This window comes from Paracoccus sp. NBH48 (assembly GCF_015390265.1).
Taxonomy (GTDB): Bacteria; Pseudomonadota; Alphaproteobacteria; order Rhodobacterales; family Rhodobacteraceae; genus Paracoccus; species Paracoccus marcusii.
Map to the genome: position 1 here is coordinate 186998 of NZ_VUOJ01000004.1, position 16712 is coordinate 203709.

A 16712-nucleotide genomic window follows, 5' to 3' on the forward strand; every position below is an offset into this window, starting at 1 on the left:
GGCCATGCCATGCCGTGCACGCAATGCCGCCATGCGCCGGGCGCGCGGGAAAAGCGCCGCCAAGTCGCGGCGATGGGTGGATTCGGTAACATCGGCGTCATCGCGTGGGTGGAAATCCCCCCATCACAGGTCGGGATCGTCGCCCGCATCGACGTAATGCGTCTTGTCGATCATGTATTTCTGCATCTTTTCGTAAAGCGACTTCCGCGACAGGCCAAGCGATTCATAGACCGGCTTCAGCCGCCCGCCATGCGCGGCCAGGGTCGCCACGATCACGTCGCGTTCAAAGGCCGCGACCCGGTGGGCCAGGCGCTGCTGTTCGGGGCTGCGATCCTCGGCCGGCTGTAGGGCGATGCCCAGGGCGTGGCGGTCGGCGGCGTTGCGCAATTCGCGGACATTGCCGGGCCAGGCGCGTTCGGCGATCTCGGCCAGCAGGGCGGGGGGGCACGGCCACGGCGGCACGGCGGTGGCGGGCGGCTGCCTCCTGCACCAGCTTGATGAACAGAAGCTGGATGTCCTCGCGCCGCGCGGACAGCGGCGGCATGGTCAGCGTCACCACGTTCAGCCGGTACAGCAGATCGGCGCGGAACCGCCCCGCCGCGACCTCCTCCTCCAGCGGCTGGCGCGAGGTCGCGATGAAGCGCACGTCCAGCGCCCGCCCCTCATCCGCGCCCAGGGGGAACATCACCCGGTCCTGGACCACGCGCAGCAGCTTGCCCTGCACGTCCAGGGGCATCGAGCCGATCTCGTCCAGCAGGATGGTGCCACCGCGGGCATGTTCGAACTTGCCGTAACGCGGGCGCAGGGCGCCGGGAAAGGCGCCCGCCTCATGGCCGAACAGTTCCGATTCGATCAGCGACGCGGGCAGCGCCGCGCAGTCGATGGCAATGAAGGGCCGCCCCGCGCGCGGCGACAGGTCGTGCAGGGCGCGCGCCACGACCTCCTTGCCGGTGCCGGTCTCTCCGACGATCAGCACGTCGGCTTCGGTCGGGCCGATCGTGCGCAGGCGGCGGCGCAGGTCGATCATCACGTTGGACCGCCCGACCAGCCGCGTCTCCAGGTCGTCGGCCTGCCCCGCCGCCGCCCGCAGCACGCGGTTCTCCAGCACGACCCGGCGGTAATCCATCGCGCGGGACGCGATCTCGGCCAGCTGCGCGGCGTCGAATGGCTTTTCGACGAAATCATAGGCCCCCTCGCGCATCGCCCGCACGGCCAGCTGGATGTCGCCATGCCCGGTCACCAGGATCACCGGGATGTCCACGTCGATCTCTCGGATGCGGCTCATCAGGGTCAGCCCGTCCATGCCCGGCATGCGGATGTCGGTCACCACGATGCCCGCAAAGCCGAAGCCCAGCCGGTCCAGTGCGGATTGGGCATCGGAGGCCTCCTCGACCTCGAACCCCTCCAGCTCCAGGGCCTGGGCGGTCGACAGGCGCATGTCGGGCTCGTCATCAACCAGCAGGATGCGGCCCGCGATCATGGCGCGATCTCGGGCAGGTCGATGCGGAAGGCCGCGCCGCGGTCGCAGGGAAGAATGCGCAATTCGCCTCCGAAATCCTTGATGATGTTGAAAGAGATCGACAGCCCCAGCCCCAGCCCGCTGCCCACCCCCTTTGTCGAGAAGAACGGATCGAAGATGCGATCCTCCAACCCCTGGGCGATGCCGGGGCCGTTGTCGCTGACGGTCAGCAGGACGCGCCCGTCCGTCCGCCGCCCCTCGATGCGGATCGCGCCGTCGGGGCGGCCGTCCAGCGCGTCCAGCGCATTGGCGACCAGGTTCACCACCACCTGCTGGAACCGCACCGGCCCCGCCCGCACCCGCAACGGCCCCGGCGGCATGTCCACGACCAGCGCGACGGGCTGGCGGTCGATGCGCCAGGCGATCACCTCCAGCGCGTCGCGCAGCACGTCATGAAGGTCCACGTCGGACAGCTGAGCATTGGGCTTGCGGGCAAAGTTGCGCAGGGTGCGGCCGATCTCGGTCATGCGATCGGTCAGCGACAGGATGCGCGTCAGGTTCAGGCGCGCATCGGCGGCGCGGTCGCGGTCCAGATAGGTCACCGCGTTGGCAGCAAAGTTGCGCACCGCGCCCAAAGGCTGGTTCAGCTCATGCGATAGGGCCGCCGACATCTGCCCCAGGGCGGCCAGCTTGGCCGATTGCACCAGATGGCGCTGCGTGCGGCGCAGCTCGGCCTCGGTGGCGCGACGTTCCGTGACCTCGGCGCCAAGGCGGGCGTTCAGTTGCGCCAACTCGGCCGTGCGGGCGGCAACGCGCCCTTCCAGCTGGGCCTGGGCCTCGGCTTGGATCGACAGGCGTTCGCGCAGGCGGGCCCGGCGCTGCGCCCAGGCGGTCAGCAGCGCCACCCCCACGCCCAGGATCATCAGCGCCGCCAGCGTCCCGATCAGCGCCTGCCGCCGGGCGGGCGCTGTGTCCAGCAGCACATGCACGGTCCAGTCGGCCTCGGGCATGGCCTCGGAGACGGTCAGGAACTCGCGCCGCGTCTCGGGCAGCTCCAGCCGTCGGATGTCATGACCTGCGGCCTCGCCCGCCACGCGCAGGGGCAGCATCAGCAACGGTTCGTCATCATAGCGCCGGGTGGCGGCGATGCGCGCCCGCGTCCGGGGCGTCAGCGGCGCGATCGAGCGGAACTGCCAGTCGCGGCGGCTGGCCAGAAGACGATCCCCTCGCCGTCGGTCACGATCATCTCGTATTCGGCGGCACGCCAGCTGTCCTCGATCGCATCCATGTCGACCTTCAGCACCAGCACGCCGACGATCCGCCCCCGGTCCCTGAGCGCCCGGCCAAAGTAATACCCCCGCTTGCCCGAGGTCGTCCCAAGCGCCGAGAACCGCCCCTGCCCCCCAGCCAGCGCATCGGTGAAATAAGGGCGATAGTCGAACCGTTCGCCCACGAAGCTGAACGCCTGATCGAAGTTGCTGGCGGCCACGGTCATGCCGTCAGGTGCCATGACATAGGCATCCGACAGCCCCATCAGCCGTGCCAGATGACGCAGATAGAGGTTCGCCGCGGCCAACCGCACCGGATCCGCATCCGGCGCCAGCGCGCGCACCAGAACGGGATTCCGGTCCATGAGGTCGGGCAGCCGCTCGTATCGCGCCAGCTCTCCGCGAAGGCCCGACACGGCAAGCCGCAGGATGTTCTCTCCCTGCGGCACCGTCGCGACGATATAGTATCGCGCCAGAAGGACGTTTCCGCCGATGGCCACGGCAAGACAAAGCGTCATGACCACCAGCACGACCCAGATGCGCCGTGCATTGCCCGACCTGCCGATCACAGAGCGCGGCCCATCCTCCCGTCGCATCGGATACCCGCCCCCCTTGTCCCGACCGCCATCACACCATGAAATCAGCTGATGGTTCAACCGCTCAGGGACCTATAGCAATGCTCTGCTCGCCGCTTGTTCCGCAGGAAATGGAAGAAAGTGTCCATCGACCCTGTTACACAAATCGGCTTATGGTCGGAGTCCCTTTTCCCGGACGGACTTATCCTACGGCCTCGGTTATGGGTATGCCGAGCGCAGCGTCGCCGTTTATAACGGCGGTGCGGACCTGGACTTCTGAGGTGCCCCCTGAAAGCTGGGCACTGACGTAAGCTCTGTTTTTGCTGTCTGCAGATCTTCATCACGAAGGAGATCGACGATGTCGAGACGAAAGCGGCACGCCCCTGAGTTCGAGGCGAAGGTGGCACTTGAGGCGCTGAAAGGCGAGGGGACCGTGTCGGAGCTGGCGAGCCGGTTGGGCGTGCAGACGCCATGCGCGAGGCGCGCAAGTTCATGAACGCAGATCAAAAAGGTGTCCGTGACGAAATTGGCTTCTTGATCATCCATCAACGCTATGCCGACCGCTTTTTTCCTGGCACCTCGGTCCTGCACACCCGGCTGCGCTACGTCCTGTTCGTGCCTTGGCTCTACAAAGATGAACAAGGGAAGCCGTCAAAGGGACAGCAGACCCAAGACAGTGTGAAGCACCGCGAATATCTGCTTACTGGGCGGCTGAAGAATGAGCCGTTCGGTGTCATCGGCATCCGAAACTACCCCTCACCTGTCGAGCAGCGTCCCAGCCAGGTATATTGGGGGGCGCTGCAACGCTGGGGCATCGTGCGTGAGCAGGACGGATCAGGGCCGCTCAGCCGCTATCAGGTCGAACGCATCATCTCTGGTAAAGCCAGCGGCCCGCTGAAGGACGACGAGGGTACGTTGCTGAACGGTATGTCTTGGCCTTTTGCGTGCCCCGAACCCCCCGGAGAATGGTATCAGGAGGGGGAAGGCACGCTCAGCTTCGATCTCACCCCAAAAGAGAAGAAGTTCCTGGCGAAGCGGCTGCGGAGCCTCACTTCGCCAAAGAACCCGGGGGCACCGTCGATCTTCTCGCTCTTGGTCGGGCAAGACGTGTCATCGAGCCGGACCGCATGGAGCCCCCAGATCCGCGACCTCGTCAAAAGCGAGCGGCCAGCGCTCGAACGCGCGGGGCGAGCTGCCGCGCTGGCTGCAATTGGCCGTGCTGTCTATGCTGCGCAGGGCCAGACGCTATGCGACACGCTAGACGGTAGCAAGCGCTCCTCGACCCAACGCGACGCGCTGCCGAAGGTTCTGAAGCAATGGGGGGCGCAGGCAGAGCGGCTCGACTGGACGGCTTTTCTTGATGACATGCAGGACAAGAGTGAATTCTCGCCTGTCGTCTCAGTAGCGCTGGGAAATACATTGTCGTGGATCCGAGCCGGGCATAGCGATCCAATGCGGCTCGAGGCAGTGTACCGTGATGCAGAAATTCATCGGAAGGGCCGCCGTGCGCGGCTGTCGCGCAATCAGTTCGGCCTCGACCTGCGAGCCGACTGGGACAATGATCATCACCCGCGCGGCGAGCCGCTCCACTATCGATGGGACCGGGTGCAGATGTTACTCAGCGATCTCGTGGGCGAATGAAGAAGACACCAGAAGATTTCCCAGGGCAGGCGTTTCTCGAACTGCTGCGACCGCCAAAGCTCACGCGTACGCGATTCGCACTGTTTGCCGCCTATTCAGCCGATCCAATCGTACTGGGTGGCGCGCTCCTCAACCTGCATGCGCGCGGCCGCGACAATGCCGGTGGAACAAAGCAGACTTTGCCGGCGCAATTGAGACGCTGCGCCACCGAGTTCGGTTCATCGTCCAGCGCGGACGCATTCATCGCGGTTCCAAGCTTCCCCGGATCGCGGCGGTACTCGACCAATTTGTGGTAGAAATACCCTATCGCGAGCGCTCAAACAGCTGGCACCCGAAGGCCGCGCTGATTTGCTACGAGGACGAGAAGTCATACCGTTTCTGGCGCCTATGGATAGGCAGCCGCAACCTCACGACCAGCCGGGACCTCGATCTCGGCCTAATGCTCGACGGCGAAAGCCGCCGGCGCAGGGGAAGCCAGGCGATCAGCGGCATCGACGCGCTTGGTACAGCCTTGGCGCGGGAGGCCGGCCTCGCCGATCTTAATCCTGACGACCTAGCGGCTGAGCTAGAGACGGTTCGGTGGATGGCGCCGGAGGGCATCCATGTGGACAGCATAGATCTCTGGACGCGCGACGGAGAGCCGGTACCGCCGCTCGACAGGCCGAAGTGTCGCAAGATCGTGGTCCTGAACTAAACCACAAGGTGCCCTGTGGCCTTGGCAACCTTCTCAAGAACCACGCCTTCGATCTCGGCTCGGACGATCCGCCGGTGATCGTGGAGTGCAAATGCCAGACTTGGACCGTCAGCGGCGGCATCCCCAGTGCTAAGATGAAGAACTGGGCCGAAGCAATGTTCTATTTCCACATGGCACCGCCTCAATACCGCAAGATCTTTTTCGTCGAACGCAGCCTGCGCCTTGGACGCGATGAATCCTTGCTGGCCTATTTCCGTCGCACACAGGCGCACATGATCCCGGCTGATGTCGAGCTATGGGAACTGGACCGCGACAGCGACACCCTACTCATTTACGAGGATTAATATGAGCACCGCCTCCATCGTCTCCAAAGTCTGGAGCTTCTGCACGACGCTGCGCGACGATGGGGTCGGCTACGGCGACTATCTGGAGCAGCTAACCTATCTGATCTTCCTGAAAATGGCGGATACGGCAAGCCGCCATATCACCGCGATGTCGGCATCCCCGCTGGCTATGACTGGACCAGCCTGACCTTTCGCAAGGGGGCCGAGCAGGAGGCCCATTACATCGCCCTGCTACGAAAGTTGGGCGAGCAAAAGGGTATGCTGGGCCAGATCTTCACCAAGGCGCAGAACAAGATCACCGACCCGGCCAAGCTGTTCCGCCTGATCGACATGGTGGATGGTGAGAAGTGGGTGATGCTGGACGCCGACGTCAAAGGCGACATCTATGAGGGGCTGCTAGAGCGCAACGCCGAGGACACAAAATCCGGCGCCGGCGAGTATTTCACCCCGCGCGCGTTGATGTTGATTGTCTCAGCTCTCTGTATTGCAGCCCTCGTTCCCCTGCTCATCGTGATCCCGCTTGACGTGTATTGGGACAAGAGGATGCGGCGGGCATTTCATCGCTGGCGCCTTGCTGCGAAAACGATCGGTCAGCAGCCTAAGAGCTAATCCGCTTTGGACGAGCCCACCGCTACAAGGCGATCCAAACTCTTTACAGAACATACATTTCGTAAAGAGTTGGCGCTGACAGAATGAACCAGACCGCATGTTCTCTTGACCTGAGCGGATCAGTCAAACCTTATGTCCACACGGCGAAATGTCAAAAGTGATGCAAATGCGGCCGCCGATGCCCATGAGCGCGGGTCGGGACTATCTAGGCCTTGCTCAGATCGATAAGCTTCTCGCATGCGCCAAGGCTGGCCGGCACGGCGCTCGGGATCATCTGCTTGTCCTGATGATGTTCCGGCACGGCTGCGGGTTTCCGAAGCAATTGCCCTACACCGGGATCATATCGATTTGGCGCAGTCCCGCCTATGGGTGCCGCGGCTAAAACGCGGGCTGAGCGTCGAGCACCCCGTCGAGGGAGACGAACTACGGGCGATCCGACGCTGGCTCGGCCAACGTGACGACTTTCTGCCTTGGCTGTTCGTTTCGGAACGGCGGCAGCCGCTTACCCGGCAGGCCGTAAAACTATATCCTCGCGGCGGCTGGAGAACGGGCCCGGTCTCGGTCATATCCATCCCCACATGCTGCGCCATTCCTGCGGTTTCGCGCTCGCCAATCGCGGATACGACCTACGACTCATTCAGGACTATCTTGGCCACCGTGATCCAAGGCACACAGCGCGGTATACGCGAACAGCCGTTAGCCGGTTCAATGGGCTATGGTGAGGGCCAAGCAACAGGGACAAAGCGAGAATGGGCGGATAGCGGCCTGTTGGTCGTGCAGCGCACAGCCTCCCCGTATGACTTGGAAGCAGCCGCTTGTCAGTGCCGCAGCTTTAGTCGCAGCGCGATCAACCTGAGGCGGAGAGCCGACTGACAATTGTGAAGCACTGCTGCTAAGAGGCGCCTAAAGAGACGTCCAGACAGACGCGTCCTGTTTGAGGCCTGCCGGTTCACACTTGTCGCAGGACAAAGTATCCGACCATGGCTTCGTCGTACTCCTGAACTGCAGTCGTTCCAGCGCGGCGTTATTGCCGCGCTCAGGGGCATGGACCAACTTCACTAGATCGACGAAGCCCAGGCCAAGCGGGGTCAGTCGATATCCACCGCCGGCGAAATCTCCCAGCCGGCGATCAGACGTCGAGTATCATCGCAGGATCCGCTTCATCCAAAACGTCGGCGGAGCAGCCGAAGCTCTCGACCGCTCCGCCCCGATCTCACCAAGCGTTGTAGCCGAGATACTTGCCCGACATCTCCAGCTTCACGCGGTCGCCCTTGGGGTTGGGCTCACGGGTCAGGTGCATCTCGAAATCGATCGCGGACATGATGCCGGTGCCGAACTTCTCCTCGATCAGCGCCTTGATGGTCGGGCCGTAGACCCCGACGATCTCATAGAGGCGATAGAGGCAGGGGTCGGTCGGGACCGCCTGGCTCCAGATCTTGGTGGGCGGCTCGGACAGCAGCTCGGCCGCGCCGGGGTCTAGATCCAGCACCTTCGCCAGCGCCTGGGCCTTTTCCGCCGGAAAGGCGTTCATGCCCATGGCGGCGGAATGGGTGAAGACGGGGGACATGCCGATGGCCTCGGCCAGGGCCTCCCAGGTCATGCCGGCGGCCTTGCGGGCGGCCAGGATCTGGGCGGTCACGTCCTCGCGGGTCAGGGCGGTCGGCAGGTGGGTTTGGTCTTTCATGATGGTCTCCTTCTTGAAAATGGGGTCAGGGATGGACGGCGCGGAGGCGCGCCGGCTCGGGGGCGCCGGGTCCGGTCAGGTCGATGCGGACGGTTTCGGGGGATTGCGGCCGCCCCTTGGAGGGGGCGCCCGACAGCTCTTTCGAGCGCTTGCCGAGGAACTGCACCAAATGGTTGCGGATCGGGTAGTAGTTCGGGTGCTCGATGATGCCCGTCCGCTCGCGCGGGCGCGGGATGGTGATCTCGACCGATTCCCGCGACGCGGGCGTAGGGGCCGTTCGACATCAGAAGGATGCGGTCGGCCAGAAGGATCGCCTCGTCGATGTCATGGGTGATCATGAAGACGGTCTGCCCTGTGCCAGACCAGATCTTCAGCAGCTCGTCCTGGATCGTGCCGCGGGTGAGCGCGTCCAGCGCGCCGAAGGGCTCGTCCAGCAAGAGCAGCTTCGGATGATTGGCGAAGGCCCGCGCGATGGAGACGCGCTGGCGCATCCCGCCCGAAAGCTGCTTTGGCTTGCGGTCGATGGCCTCGCCCTTGAGGCCTACCATCGCCAGGTATTCCCGCGCCCGCTCGTCGATGCGGGCGCGGCTCCAGTCCGGGTGCCGGGCCCGCACGCCGAAGCGGACATTGCCGAGCGCGGAAAGCCAAGGCAGCAGCGAGTAGTTCTGGAACACCACGCCCCGGTCGAGGCTGGGGCCGCTGACCTCGTAGCCGTCCATGGCAACGACGCCCGAGGTCGGCTCAGCCAGCCCCGCCAGGATGTTCATGATCGTAGACTTGCCGCAGCCGGAATGGCCCAGGATGCAGACGAACTCGCCGCGTTCGATGCCGAAGCTGGCATCCTCGAAGACGGTCACCTGGCCGCCCTTGCCGTCGGGAAAGCGTTGGGTCAGGCGCTCGATGCTGAGAAAGGGTTTGGTCATGATGTGCTCCTGTCACTCAGCATAGGCCAGACGCCGGCTCAAGAGCCCGAAGGCGCTGTCCAGGATCATGCCGACGATGCCGATCATGAGGATCGAGAAGATGACCGAGGCCAAGTCCAGGTTGTTCCACTCGTTCCAGACGTAATATCCGATGCCGGTTCCGCCCACGAGCATCTCGGCCGCGACGATGACCAGCCAGGCGATGCCGATGGAAATGCGCATGCCCGTGATGATGGTCGGCGCGGCAGCGGGCAGGATCACCGTCATCGCGGTGCGCAGGGCGCCCAGCTCATGCGTGCGGGGCGACGTTCACCCAGTCCTGCCGGACCCCGGCGACGCCGAAGGCGGTGTTCAGCAGCATCGGCCACATCGAGCAGATGAAGATCACGAAGATCGCGCTCGCCTCGCTGTCCTGGATCACGAACAGCGCCAAGGGCATCCAGGCGAGGGGCGAGATCGGCCGCAGCACCTGGATGAAGGGGTTCAGAGCCTTGTAGGCGACAGGCGACATGCCGATCAGGAAGCCGAGCGGGATCGCCAAGGCCGCCGCGAGGCCATATCCGGTCAGCACGCGGCCGAGCGAATGGGCCAGCTGGATACCAATGCCCTTGTCGTTCGGCCCCGCGTCGTAGAACGGGTTGCTGAGCTGCTCCCACGCCTTGGCAGCGACCTGCGAAGGGGCCGGGATGCCCGCGCGCGCACTGCCGCCGCCCATCAGGCGCTCGTATTCGGTCAATTCGCCCGCGGCTTGCTGGGCGGGGATCGAGACCTCCCACGCGATGAGTCCGACCGCCAGGATCAGCAGCGACAGGAGGGCCGCCTTGCCGTTCTGCGACAGGGTCCCGCTCATGCGCCACGTCCGATCTGGAAGCTGGACAGTAGCCCTCGGGATCGGCGGGGTCGAAGACCTTGCCCATGATCTCGTGCGTCCGGTAGCCCTCGGCCGGGGCGTCATAGCCCAGCTCGCGCATCACCGCCCGCGCATCCGAGGCGAGATAGACTTTGCTCGGCGATGCTGCGATAGTCGATGTCGCCATCGACATAGCCCCACCGCTTCATCTGGGTCAGGATCCAGACGCCCATCGACTGCCAGGGGAAGGGGTCGAAGTCGATCCGGTTCGGCTCTTGCCGGACATTGCCGAGGCCGTCGGCGAAGGTGCCGGTCAGCACCTGCTCGATCACCGGCACCGGCTGGTTGAGGTAGTTCGTCGGCGCGATGGCCTCGGCGATCTCGGTCCGATGCTCGGGGTCGGAGGCATATTGCGTCGCGTCGATGATGGCCCGCAGCAGCGCGCCGTAGGTGTTCGGCATCTCGGTGGCGAAACGCGCCGGGGCGGCGAAGGCGCAGCAGGGATGGCCCTCCCAGATATCCTTGGTCAGCAGGTGGATGAAGCCCAGCCCCTCCCAGACCGCACGCTGGTTGAAGGGATCGGGCGAGAGGAACCCGTCGAGGTTCCCCGCCCGCAGGTTGGCCACCATGTCCGGCGGCGGGACCACGCGAATCTGGATGTCTCGATCCGGATCCAGCCCATGCTCGGCGACGTAGTAGCGCAGAAGGAAGTTGTGCATCGAATATTCGAAGGGCACGCCGAAGGTCATGCCCTTCCATTGCTTCGGGTCGCGCTTGTCCATGTGCTGGTTTGCCAGCACGATCGCTTGGCCGTTATGTTCTCGACCGCCGGCATGATGAAGGGCTGCGCGGTCGAGCCCGCGCCCATCGTCATCGCCAGCGGCATGGGCGTCAGCATGTGGCTGGCGTCGTATTCCCCCGACAGCGACTTGTCGCGGGCAACGGCCCAACCGGCGGTCTTGATCACCTCAACATTGAGGCCATAGCGCGAATAGAAGCCCATCGGCTCGGCCATGATGATCGGGGTTGCGCAGGTTATGGCGACGAAGCCGATGTTCAGGTCTGTCTTCTCCGGCGTGCCGAGCGTTTCCAGCACGGCCGCTTTGGCCTTGTCCAGCGGCAGGACCGACGCAAGGGCCGCCGCCACCGCCCCGCCGCCGACCATCCCCATGAAGGACCGCCGCGACACGTCGCTATGGCCGAAGACCGAGCGGACGAGCGCGCTTTCGACCGCGCGCTCGACCATCGCCTCGGTGGTGGCGGGCACGGCCGCGGCCGCTTCGGCCGTGCAGCCCTTGCACCCGCATCCCGCGCCATGCCGGAGGTCGGTCTTGGCGGAAAATGGATCTCCCAGTGCCTTGATCGTCATCCTGAGCCTCTCCTGTTGTTCTTGGCCAGAGGATGCGACAGTCGGCAGGCGTATGTGAACAATGGGTATAAGCCGAGAACAAAAAGCTAAACCTATGTTCCAAAGCGTCTTTTTCTTAATGCGTTCGCTCAGGAATCTACGAAATATCGTTACCTACGATATTTCGTTTGACGCGAAGGTGGTGGTTCCGAAAGTTATGGCATGTGCCAGCGCCCTGATTCTCCACTGTCGGTCGCCGCTCCGGTGGCCATCCTCGACCTCGCCAGCGACCGGCTGACGTCGGCAAACGAGGCGGCGCGACGGCTCCTTCGCCTCCAGAGCCTGCCCCACCCTTTCGCGCCGCATCTGGGTGACGCGCTTCCCCGCTTCCTGGTCTTCCTCGACGAGATATCCCACCGCGGCAGCGCCTGGACGCGGGAGATTGCGGTAGCCGACTCGAACGGCCGGCCTCTGCGGCTCGAAATTCGCGCCAGCCTCGACGAAGGCGCGCCGGGCCTTTTAACCATGATTCTCCTCGATCTGGACGAGCTGGATCAGCGGGCCGAGGCGACCGAGGCGCAGCGCAACTTTCGCAACGGCCTTGGCGAATGGAAGCGCGCGCAGACCTTTTTTTCCGATTTGGAGCGGCAGAACCAGCTGATCCTCAACGCCGCCGGCGAGGGAATCTACGGCGTCAATGCCGAGGGCAAGACGACCTTCCTGAACCGTGCCGCGCAGGAGATGCTGGGATGGACCGCCACCGACCTTTTCGGCCGCGACATCCATTCCATGGATCCACCACCACCACCTCGACGGGCGCAGCTATCCCGAACACGACTGCCCGATCTATCGCAGCTTCCGCTTCGAGCAGGTCCACCGGATCGAGGACGAGGTCTTCTGGCGCCGCGACGGCAAGCCGATCCGCGTCGAATACGTCTCGACCCCGATCTACGACCAGAAGGTCCTGGCCGGAGCCGTGGTGATCTTCCGCGACATCACCGAGCGCTACGAGAACGAGCGGCGGCTGCGCGAGGCCCTCGCAGAGGTCGCCGCCCTCCGCGACCGGCTCGAGCAGGAGAACGCCTATTTGCAGGAGACCATCACCTCCGAGCGCGCGCATCACGAGATCATCGGTGCCTCGGGCGCGGTGCAGCAGATCCTGACCCGCATCGCCCTGGTCGCCCCAACCGAGGCGCCGGTGACGATCACCGGCGAGCCTGGCACCGGCAAGTCTCTGGTGGCGACCGCGATCCACACGGCCAGCCGTCGCAGCCGCCGCGCGCTGATCCACCTGAAATGCAGCGCCCACGCCCCTGAGGCGCTGGAGATTGAGCTTTTCGGCCATATCCGATCCCATGCGCTTGGCACGCAGCGGGACCGGCCCGGCAAGCTGGAACTGGCGCATGGCGGCACGCTGTTTCTCGAGGATCTGGCCGAGCTGCCGCTGGACCTTCAGGGCCGCATTCTCGCCGCGCTTCAGGCGGGCGAGGTCACCCGGCTTGGTGATGCCCGCGCCCGGCCGCTGGACGCCCGAGTCGTCGTCGCGCTGTCCCGCCCGGTCGAGGCCGAGGTCGCCGCCGGGCGCCTGCGCGCCGATCTGGCGCTCTTCCTTAACGTCTTCCCGCTGCCCTGCCCGCCGTTGCGGGACCGGCGCGACGATATCCCCTTACTGGTCGATCACCTTTTGGCGGTGACCTGCCGCCGCATGAACCGGCAACGTCCCGTTGTGACCACGCGGGTGATGCAGCGCCTCATGGCCTATGACTGGCCCGGCAATGTCCGCGAGCTGCGCAACGTGATCGAGCGGGCGGTAATCCTGACCGCCGGCGGCAAGCTGGTTCTCGACCTCGGAGCGCCCGTGCCGGTGAGCGGCCCCAACAATCTCGTGCGGACCGAGGCCGAGATGCAGCAGGCGATCCGGCAAAACCTGATCGCGGCGCTGCGAGAGGCGCAGGGGCGCGTCTCGGGACCGCTCGGAGCGGCAGCCCTGCTCGGGCTCCCCCCCACCACGCTTGCCTCCCGCATGCAAAAGCTGGACATCAAGGATCACGACTGGGCGTAAGATCCAAAACTGGACCTTTACGTCAGGGTGTAGCAGCGCCTGGAAGTACTTGGACTGTGCTGGCGAGCAGTGGTTAAATGGAAGAGCAGCGCACGATGGCACCGTTTTACTCTGGTGGCACAGCGAGCCTGTTGCCATGATCGAACGGGAAATCTTCAGCATCCGGCGGTCCATGAATCGGGGAGTAGCTCAGATACGGAAGCCGCAGACACGGCCATTAGGTGCGCTAGATTCAGGAACGACGGCGACCGTGCCGAACCGCCTGCCAATGTTGTAGCATCGCAACCGCGCTATCGCTGAGAGCGGACGCTCGCTAGGACGAAAGGCAATGAACCCTACGGTCAACAGGATTGGCGGAGAGCGGCCTTTCGGCGGTGCGGCAAAACAAGACCTTTACGGTGCAGGAGCGGTCATTCGGCCTAAACGCAGCATCGACCCGCGCCCGATCCGCCGCGGAGGGGCGGTAAGCGGTCTATCGGCAGCGCCACATGCCTGCCGCAGATACTCTCGAAACCAGGCATTCATGCAGTGCGCAGTGAACAGTTGGGGCGTTTGCGAGTTCCTTGCGAAGCGATACCTGCATAGACCGCGATGCATGAGTTGCGGTATCGTCGAAATGAATCTCACCTACAAATTTCCAACACCATTCCGCGACAGGTGCTCGCGTAGAGCGCGGAGGGAAAGTGCTCACACATATCAAGAAGATCAAAAGCCTCGGCGTATTTGATAACTACGCCGCACCGCCGGAGCTTAAGGCATTCGACCGATTCAACATCGTTTACGGCGAGAATGGCTCAGGTAAGACAACCTTTTCACGGTTTCTCGCTTGCCTCCAGGCTGGGGAACATAGTGATTACCCGCACCTCGAATTTTATGTCGATACGCAATCCGGGCCGTTGAGCCATGGCCAGAGATACGCGAGGAATGTCCGCGTCTTCAACAGCGACTTTGTAGAGGCCAACATCGGTCGGTTTGAGGGTCCCCTTCGCCATATCCTGATCTTGGGCGAGGAGAACAAGTCCGTCGCAGAAGAGATCAAGGCAGAAATTGCATTGAGGGACGATCGCACCAAGCGGCTCCAAGATATCACTACTGCCGTCGCCAAGCTGGAAACCGAGCGGGGGAAAATTTTCTCATCCATAGCTAAGACCATCGGGGAGGCGACGAGCGGCTCAACCCTTCGCACCTATCGCAGGCCCGACGCCGAGAGAGCCTTCGCGAAGCTTACAAGTCCGAAATTACTCAGTAACGTCGAACTGGAGGTCCATCGCGCGACCGTCCGTCAAGTGCAATTGCCTGAGGTAGGCAAGCTCAATGTGCCCGGCATCGTCGAGCCCGGCACCGATAAGACTATCGGTCCGGTGGGTGCTGCTCAAGTGTTGGCGCAGCGTTGTAAAGCCCTCACGATACGCTCCGCTTCGTCTGCCGTAATCTCGCGCTTGGCCACTCATCCGATGATCGCCACCTGGGTGGAAAGAAGGTATCGGCCTACACAAAACTCATGCTAGCGAGAATTGCGAGTTTTGTTCGCAACCATTACCGGCTGCCCGGCTTCAGGCGATTGCGGAGCACTTCAGCGTGGAGGATCAACAACTCAAGGCCGAGATCGACCAAGAGCGCGCATGGCTTTCCAGCGTGTTGGAAGCCCTCAAAGGGTTCACGTTACCGGATCGCCTCGCGCTATATTCCGAGCTTCGCGCTGATTACGACGCCGCCGCCAGGGTCTTCGCGACCGAGCTAGAATCTGTCAGGCAGCGAGTGCGCGTTGTCGATGCTGTATTGGTAGACAAGCTGACGCGACGAACCGAGGCCTATGACGCTAAGGTAGAGTCAGATGCGGAAGCCCTGAAAGCGGCCCTCATATCGATTGCCGATGTGATGCAAAGACACGACGCCAAAACAAGGGCTTTGAACTTGAGAAACATGCGGCGAGAGATGAGATCGAGGCCCATTACCTCCTGACAATCCAAGAGCAGGTCGGTGAGACTGCCTCTAAGATCACCGCCAAAAAGGCCGAGGAAGAGCTTCTTGTGAATGGCGGCGATGGCTTGCCGGACAAGCGGAGCCTCGCTGATATCACGCTATCGATCACCAGTAAGCAGGCCCAGATCTCGAACGAGCACAAAGGTGGCGAAGAGCTGACCGCGCATCTGAAGCAGTTCCTCGGCCGCACCGATTTGGTCTTTGAGAACAGTAAGGACGGCTACGTCGTCCTGCGTCGAGGTAAACCCGCGAGGCGACTGAGCGAGGGAGAAAAGACAGCCATCGCATTCCTATACTTTCTCGTCCAACTGAAGGATCAGGATTTCGACCTAGCCGAAGGAGTTGTTGTCATCGACGACCCGATCTCCAGCCTTGATTCAGGCGCGATCTATCAGGCTTTTTCGTTTTTGAAAGTCACGGCACAGGGCGCCAAACAACTGTTCATCCTGACTCACAATTACGAGTTCTTACGGCTCGTGATCAACTGGTTCCAAAACCTCCCGGGCGCCCTCAAGAAGCAATGCTCTTACTCGATGGTGCTATGCTCCGAGACTGATGTGGGCCGCTCCGCGCGTCTTGTCCCCCTCGATCAGCTTCTGATCGACCATGCAACCGAATACCATTACTTGTTCAAGGTGCTCTACTCATTCCAAAGCGACGGCTTAATTTTGAGCTGCTACCACATTCCGAACGTCGCTCGGAAAGTCCTAGAAACCTTCCTAGATTTTCACATTCCGTCTAAGGACAAACTCTATCGAAAGCTCGAGAAGACCGACTTCGATCCCCACAAGAAAACCGCGATCCTCAAGTTCACCAATGACCTGTCGCACTTCACGGGTAAGGGCTTTGATCCAGCCTTGGTTGCCGAGACACAGAAGAATACGACCTACCTTCTAGAGATGATTAAGCACACCGCCCCCTTGCACTTCGCTGGGCTGGAGGCATTGACCAAGAGCTGACGGAAAGCCTGCGCGGCAGCTTCCGGGCTTGCGGCTACGCAGCATTGAATGAGCCTAAGCGGCGGCTATGGCCCGAGTGCGCGGATTGCAGTGGATGCCGGGCACCCCTTCAGTCTCAATAGGCGGCAGATCGACGTGAAGAGCCCCAAGTAGACAGCTGGGGAAAGCGATATTTGCAGCATTCTGCGTCAATCGGACATCGTAGTTTCATGATCACCTTCTGCGCATGACTTATCGGACGTGCCTTCGGCTTGTCGTATTCAGAAAGAATTCCACTCCCGGCGGAGTAATGCGTATTGCATTGTGTTTTCGT

The 16712-nt window shown here is 62.9% G+C and carries 17 protein-coding genes and 4 pseudogenes; 12 read left to right on the forward strand and 9 right to left on the reverse strand.

Annotation, left to right across the window (positions count from 1 at the left end; translation table 11 throughout):
* Positions 1 to 123: 123 nt before the first annotated feature.
* The 4 genes from F1642_RS16450 to F1642_RS07790 are packed head-to-tail and all read right to left on the reverse strand — an operon-like array spanning position 124 to position 3296.
* Positions 124 to 276 (reverse strand): helix-turn-helix domain-containing protein, encoded by a 153-nt coding sequence (locus F1642_RS16450; protein WP_370582827.1) that lies wholly within the window; start codon positions 274 to 276, stop codon positions 124 to 126.
* A gap of 7 nt (positions 277 to 283) precedes the next feature.
* Positions 284 to 1480: a sigma-54-dependent transcriptional regulator gene (locus tag F1642_RS07780; RefSeq protein ID WP_370582828.1), complete on the reverse strand. Its 1197-nt coding sequence runs from the start codon at positions 1478 to 1480 to the stop codon at positions 284 to 286.
* On the reverse strand, positions 1477 to 2568 hold the full coding sequence (locus F1642_RS07785) for a sensor histidine kinase (protein ID WP_255522375.1): 1092 nt from the start codon (positions 2566 to 2568) through the stop codon (positions 1477 to 1479). The genes F1642_RS07780 and F1642_RS07785 overlap by 4 nt, the downstream gene beginning before the upstream one ends.
* 59 nt (positions 2569 to 2627) lie before the next feature.
* Positions 2628 to 3296, reverse strand: coding sequence for a cache domain-containing protein (locus F1642_RS07790; RefSeq protein ID WP_194885943.1), 669 nt, complete (start codon positions 3294 to 3296; stop codon positions 2628 to 2630).
* A 477-nt stretch (positions 3297 to 3773) separates the two neighbouring features.
* Between F1642_RS07790 and F1642_RS07795 the strand changes: the two genes are divergently transcribed.
* The 8 genes and pseudogenes from F1642_RS07795 (at position 3774) to F1642_RS16460 (ending at position 7312) form a co-directional block, all read left to right on the forward strand.
* Entirely contained in the window at positions 3774 to 4943 is a 1170-nt protein-coding gene (locus F1642_RS07795) for a DUF6361 family protein (protein ID WP_052715225.1), read from the forward strand.
* Positions 4940 to 5239, forward strand: a complete 300-nt coding sequence (locus tag F1642_RS07800) for a hypothetical protein (RefSeq protein ID WP_194885944.1) — start codon at positions 4940 to 4942, stop codon at positions 5237 to 5239. The genes F1642_RS07795 and F1642_RS07800 overlap by 4 nt, the downstream gene beginning before the upstream one ends.
* Positions 5233 to 5637 (forward strand): hypothetical protein, encoded by a 405-nt coding sequence (locus tag F1642_RS07805; RefSeq protein WP_194885945.1) that lies wholly within the window; start codon positions 5233 to 5235, stop codon positions 5635 to 5637. Before F1642_RS07800 ends, F1642_RS07805 begins: the two co-directional genes overlap by 7 nt.
* On the forward strand, positions 5610 to 5981 hold the full coding sequence (locus F1642_RS07810; protein WP_176695102.1) for a hypothetical protein: 372 nt from the start codon (positions 5610 to 5612) through the stop codon (positions 5979 to 5981). The genes F1642_RS07805 and F1642_RS07810 overlap by 28 nt, the downstream gene beginning before the upstream one ends.
* Position 5982: 1 nt before the next feature.
* Positions 5983 to 6168 carry a type I restriction-modification system subunit M N-terminal domain-containing protein gene (locus F1642_RS14995; protein ID WP_064503555.1) on the forward strand — a complete coding sequence of 62 codons (186 nt, stop codon included), beginning with the start codon at positions 5983 to 5985 and terminating at the stop codon, positions 6166 to 6168.
* Between the two features lie 71 nt (positions 6169 to 6239).
* Positions 6240 to 6590, forward strand: a complete 351-nt coding sequence (locus F1642_RS15000; RefSeq protein ID WP_206692704.1) for an N-6 DNA methylase — start codon at positions 6240 to 6242, stop codon at positions 6588 to 6590.
* A 237-nt stretch (positions 6591 to 6827) separates the two neighbouring features.
* Positions 6828 to 7103: pseudogene (locus F1642_RS16455) on the forward strand (tyrosine-type recombinase/integrase); the annotation flags it as partial.
* The gene (locus F1642_RS16460) at positions 7061 to 7312 is read left to right on the forward strand and encodes a tyrosine-type recombinase/integrase (protein WP_370582864.1); all 252 of its coding nucleotides are present in this window, start codon (positions 7061 to 7063) and stop codon (positions 7310 to 7312) included. The pseudogene F1642_RS16455 and the gene F1642_RS16460, both read left to right, overlap by 43 nt.
* A gap of 491 nt (positions 7313 to 7803) precedes the next feature.
* On the opposite strand, the gene cynS is transcribed toward F1642_RS16460, so the two are convergent.
* The 5 genes and pseudogenes from cynS to F1642_RS16465 all read right to left on the reverse strand — a co-directional run bounded on the left by cynS (position 7804) and on the right by F1642_RS16465 (position 11416).
* Positions 7804 to 8274, reverse strand: a complete 471-nt coding sequence (gene cynS / locus F1642_RS07825) for a cyanase (protein ID WP_046000456.1) — start codon at positions 8272 to 8274, stop codon at positions 7804 to 7806.
* Positions 8271 to 9197, reverse strand: coding sequence for an ABC transporter ATP-binding protein (locus F1642_RS07830; RefSeq protein WP_255522261.1), 927 nt, complete (start codon positions 9195 to 9197; stop codon positions 8271 to 8273). The genes cynS and F1642_RS07830 overlap by 4 nt, the downstream gene beginning before the upstream one ends.
* Positions 9198 to 9209: 12 nt before the next feature.
* The gene (locus tag F1642_RS15710) at positions 9210 to 9464 is read right to left on the reverse strand and encodes an ABC transporter permease (RefSeq protein ID WP_255522262.1); all 255 of its coding nucleotides are present in this window, start codon (positions 9462 to 9464) and stop codon (positions 9210 to 9212) included.
* Positions 9465 to 9486: 22 nt separating this feature from the next.
* Positions 9487 to 10047 carry an ABC transporter permease gene (locus F1642_RS07835; RefSeq protein WP_255522264.1) on the reverse strand — a complete coding sequence of 187 codons (561 nt, stop codon included), beginning with the start codon at positions 10045 to 10047 and terminating at the stop codon, positions 9487 to 9489.
* A gap of 101 nt (positions 10048 to 10148) precedes the next feature.
* Positions 10149 to 11416: pseudogene (locus tag F1642_RS16465) on the reverse strand (CmpA/NrtA family ABC transporter substrate-binding protein).
* A 504-nt stretch (positions 11417 to 11920) separates the two neighbouring features.
* Between F1642_RS16465 and F1642_RS16470 the strand changes: the two are divergent.
* From F1642_RS16470 to F1642_RS15015, 4 genes and pseudogenes are all read left to right on the forward strand, one after another.
* A pseudogene (locus tag F1642_RS16470) lies at positions 11921 to 12142 on the forward strand (histidine kinase); the annotation flags it as partial.
* A complete protein-coding gene (locus F1642_RS15730) occupies positions 12123 to 13457 on the forward strand; it encodes a sigma 54-interacting transcriptional regulator (RefSeq protein WP_370582830.1) in 1335 nt (444 codons plus the stop codon). The pseudogene F1642_RS16470 and the gene F1642_RS15730, both read left to right, overlap by 20 nt.
* Before the next feature lie 683 nt (positions 13458 to 14140).
* Complete coding sequence (locus F1642_RS15005) at positions 14141 to 14965, forward strand: AAA family ATPase (protein WP_206692706.1); 825 nt, start codon at positions 14141 to 14143, stop codon at positions 14963 to 14965.
* Positions 14940 to 16399, forward strand: a pseudogene (locus F1642_RS15015) (AAA family ATPase). Before F1642_RS15005 ends, F1642_RS15015 begins: the two are co-directional and overlap by 26 nt.
* Positions 16400 to 16712: the final 313 nt, after the last annotated feature.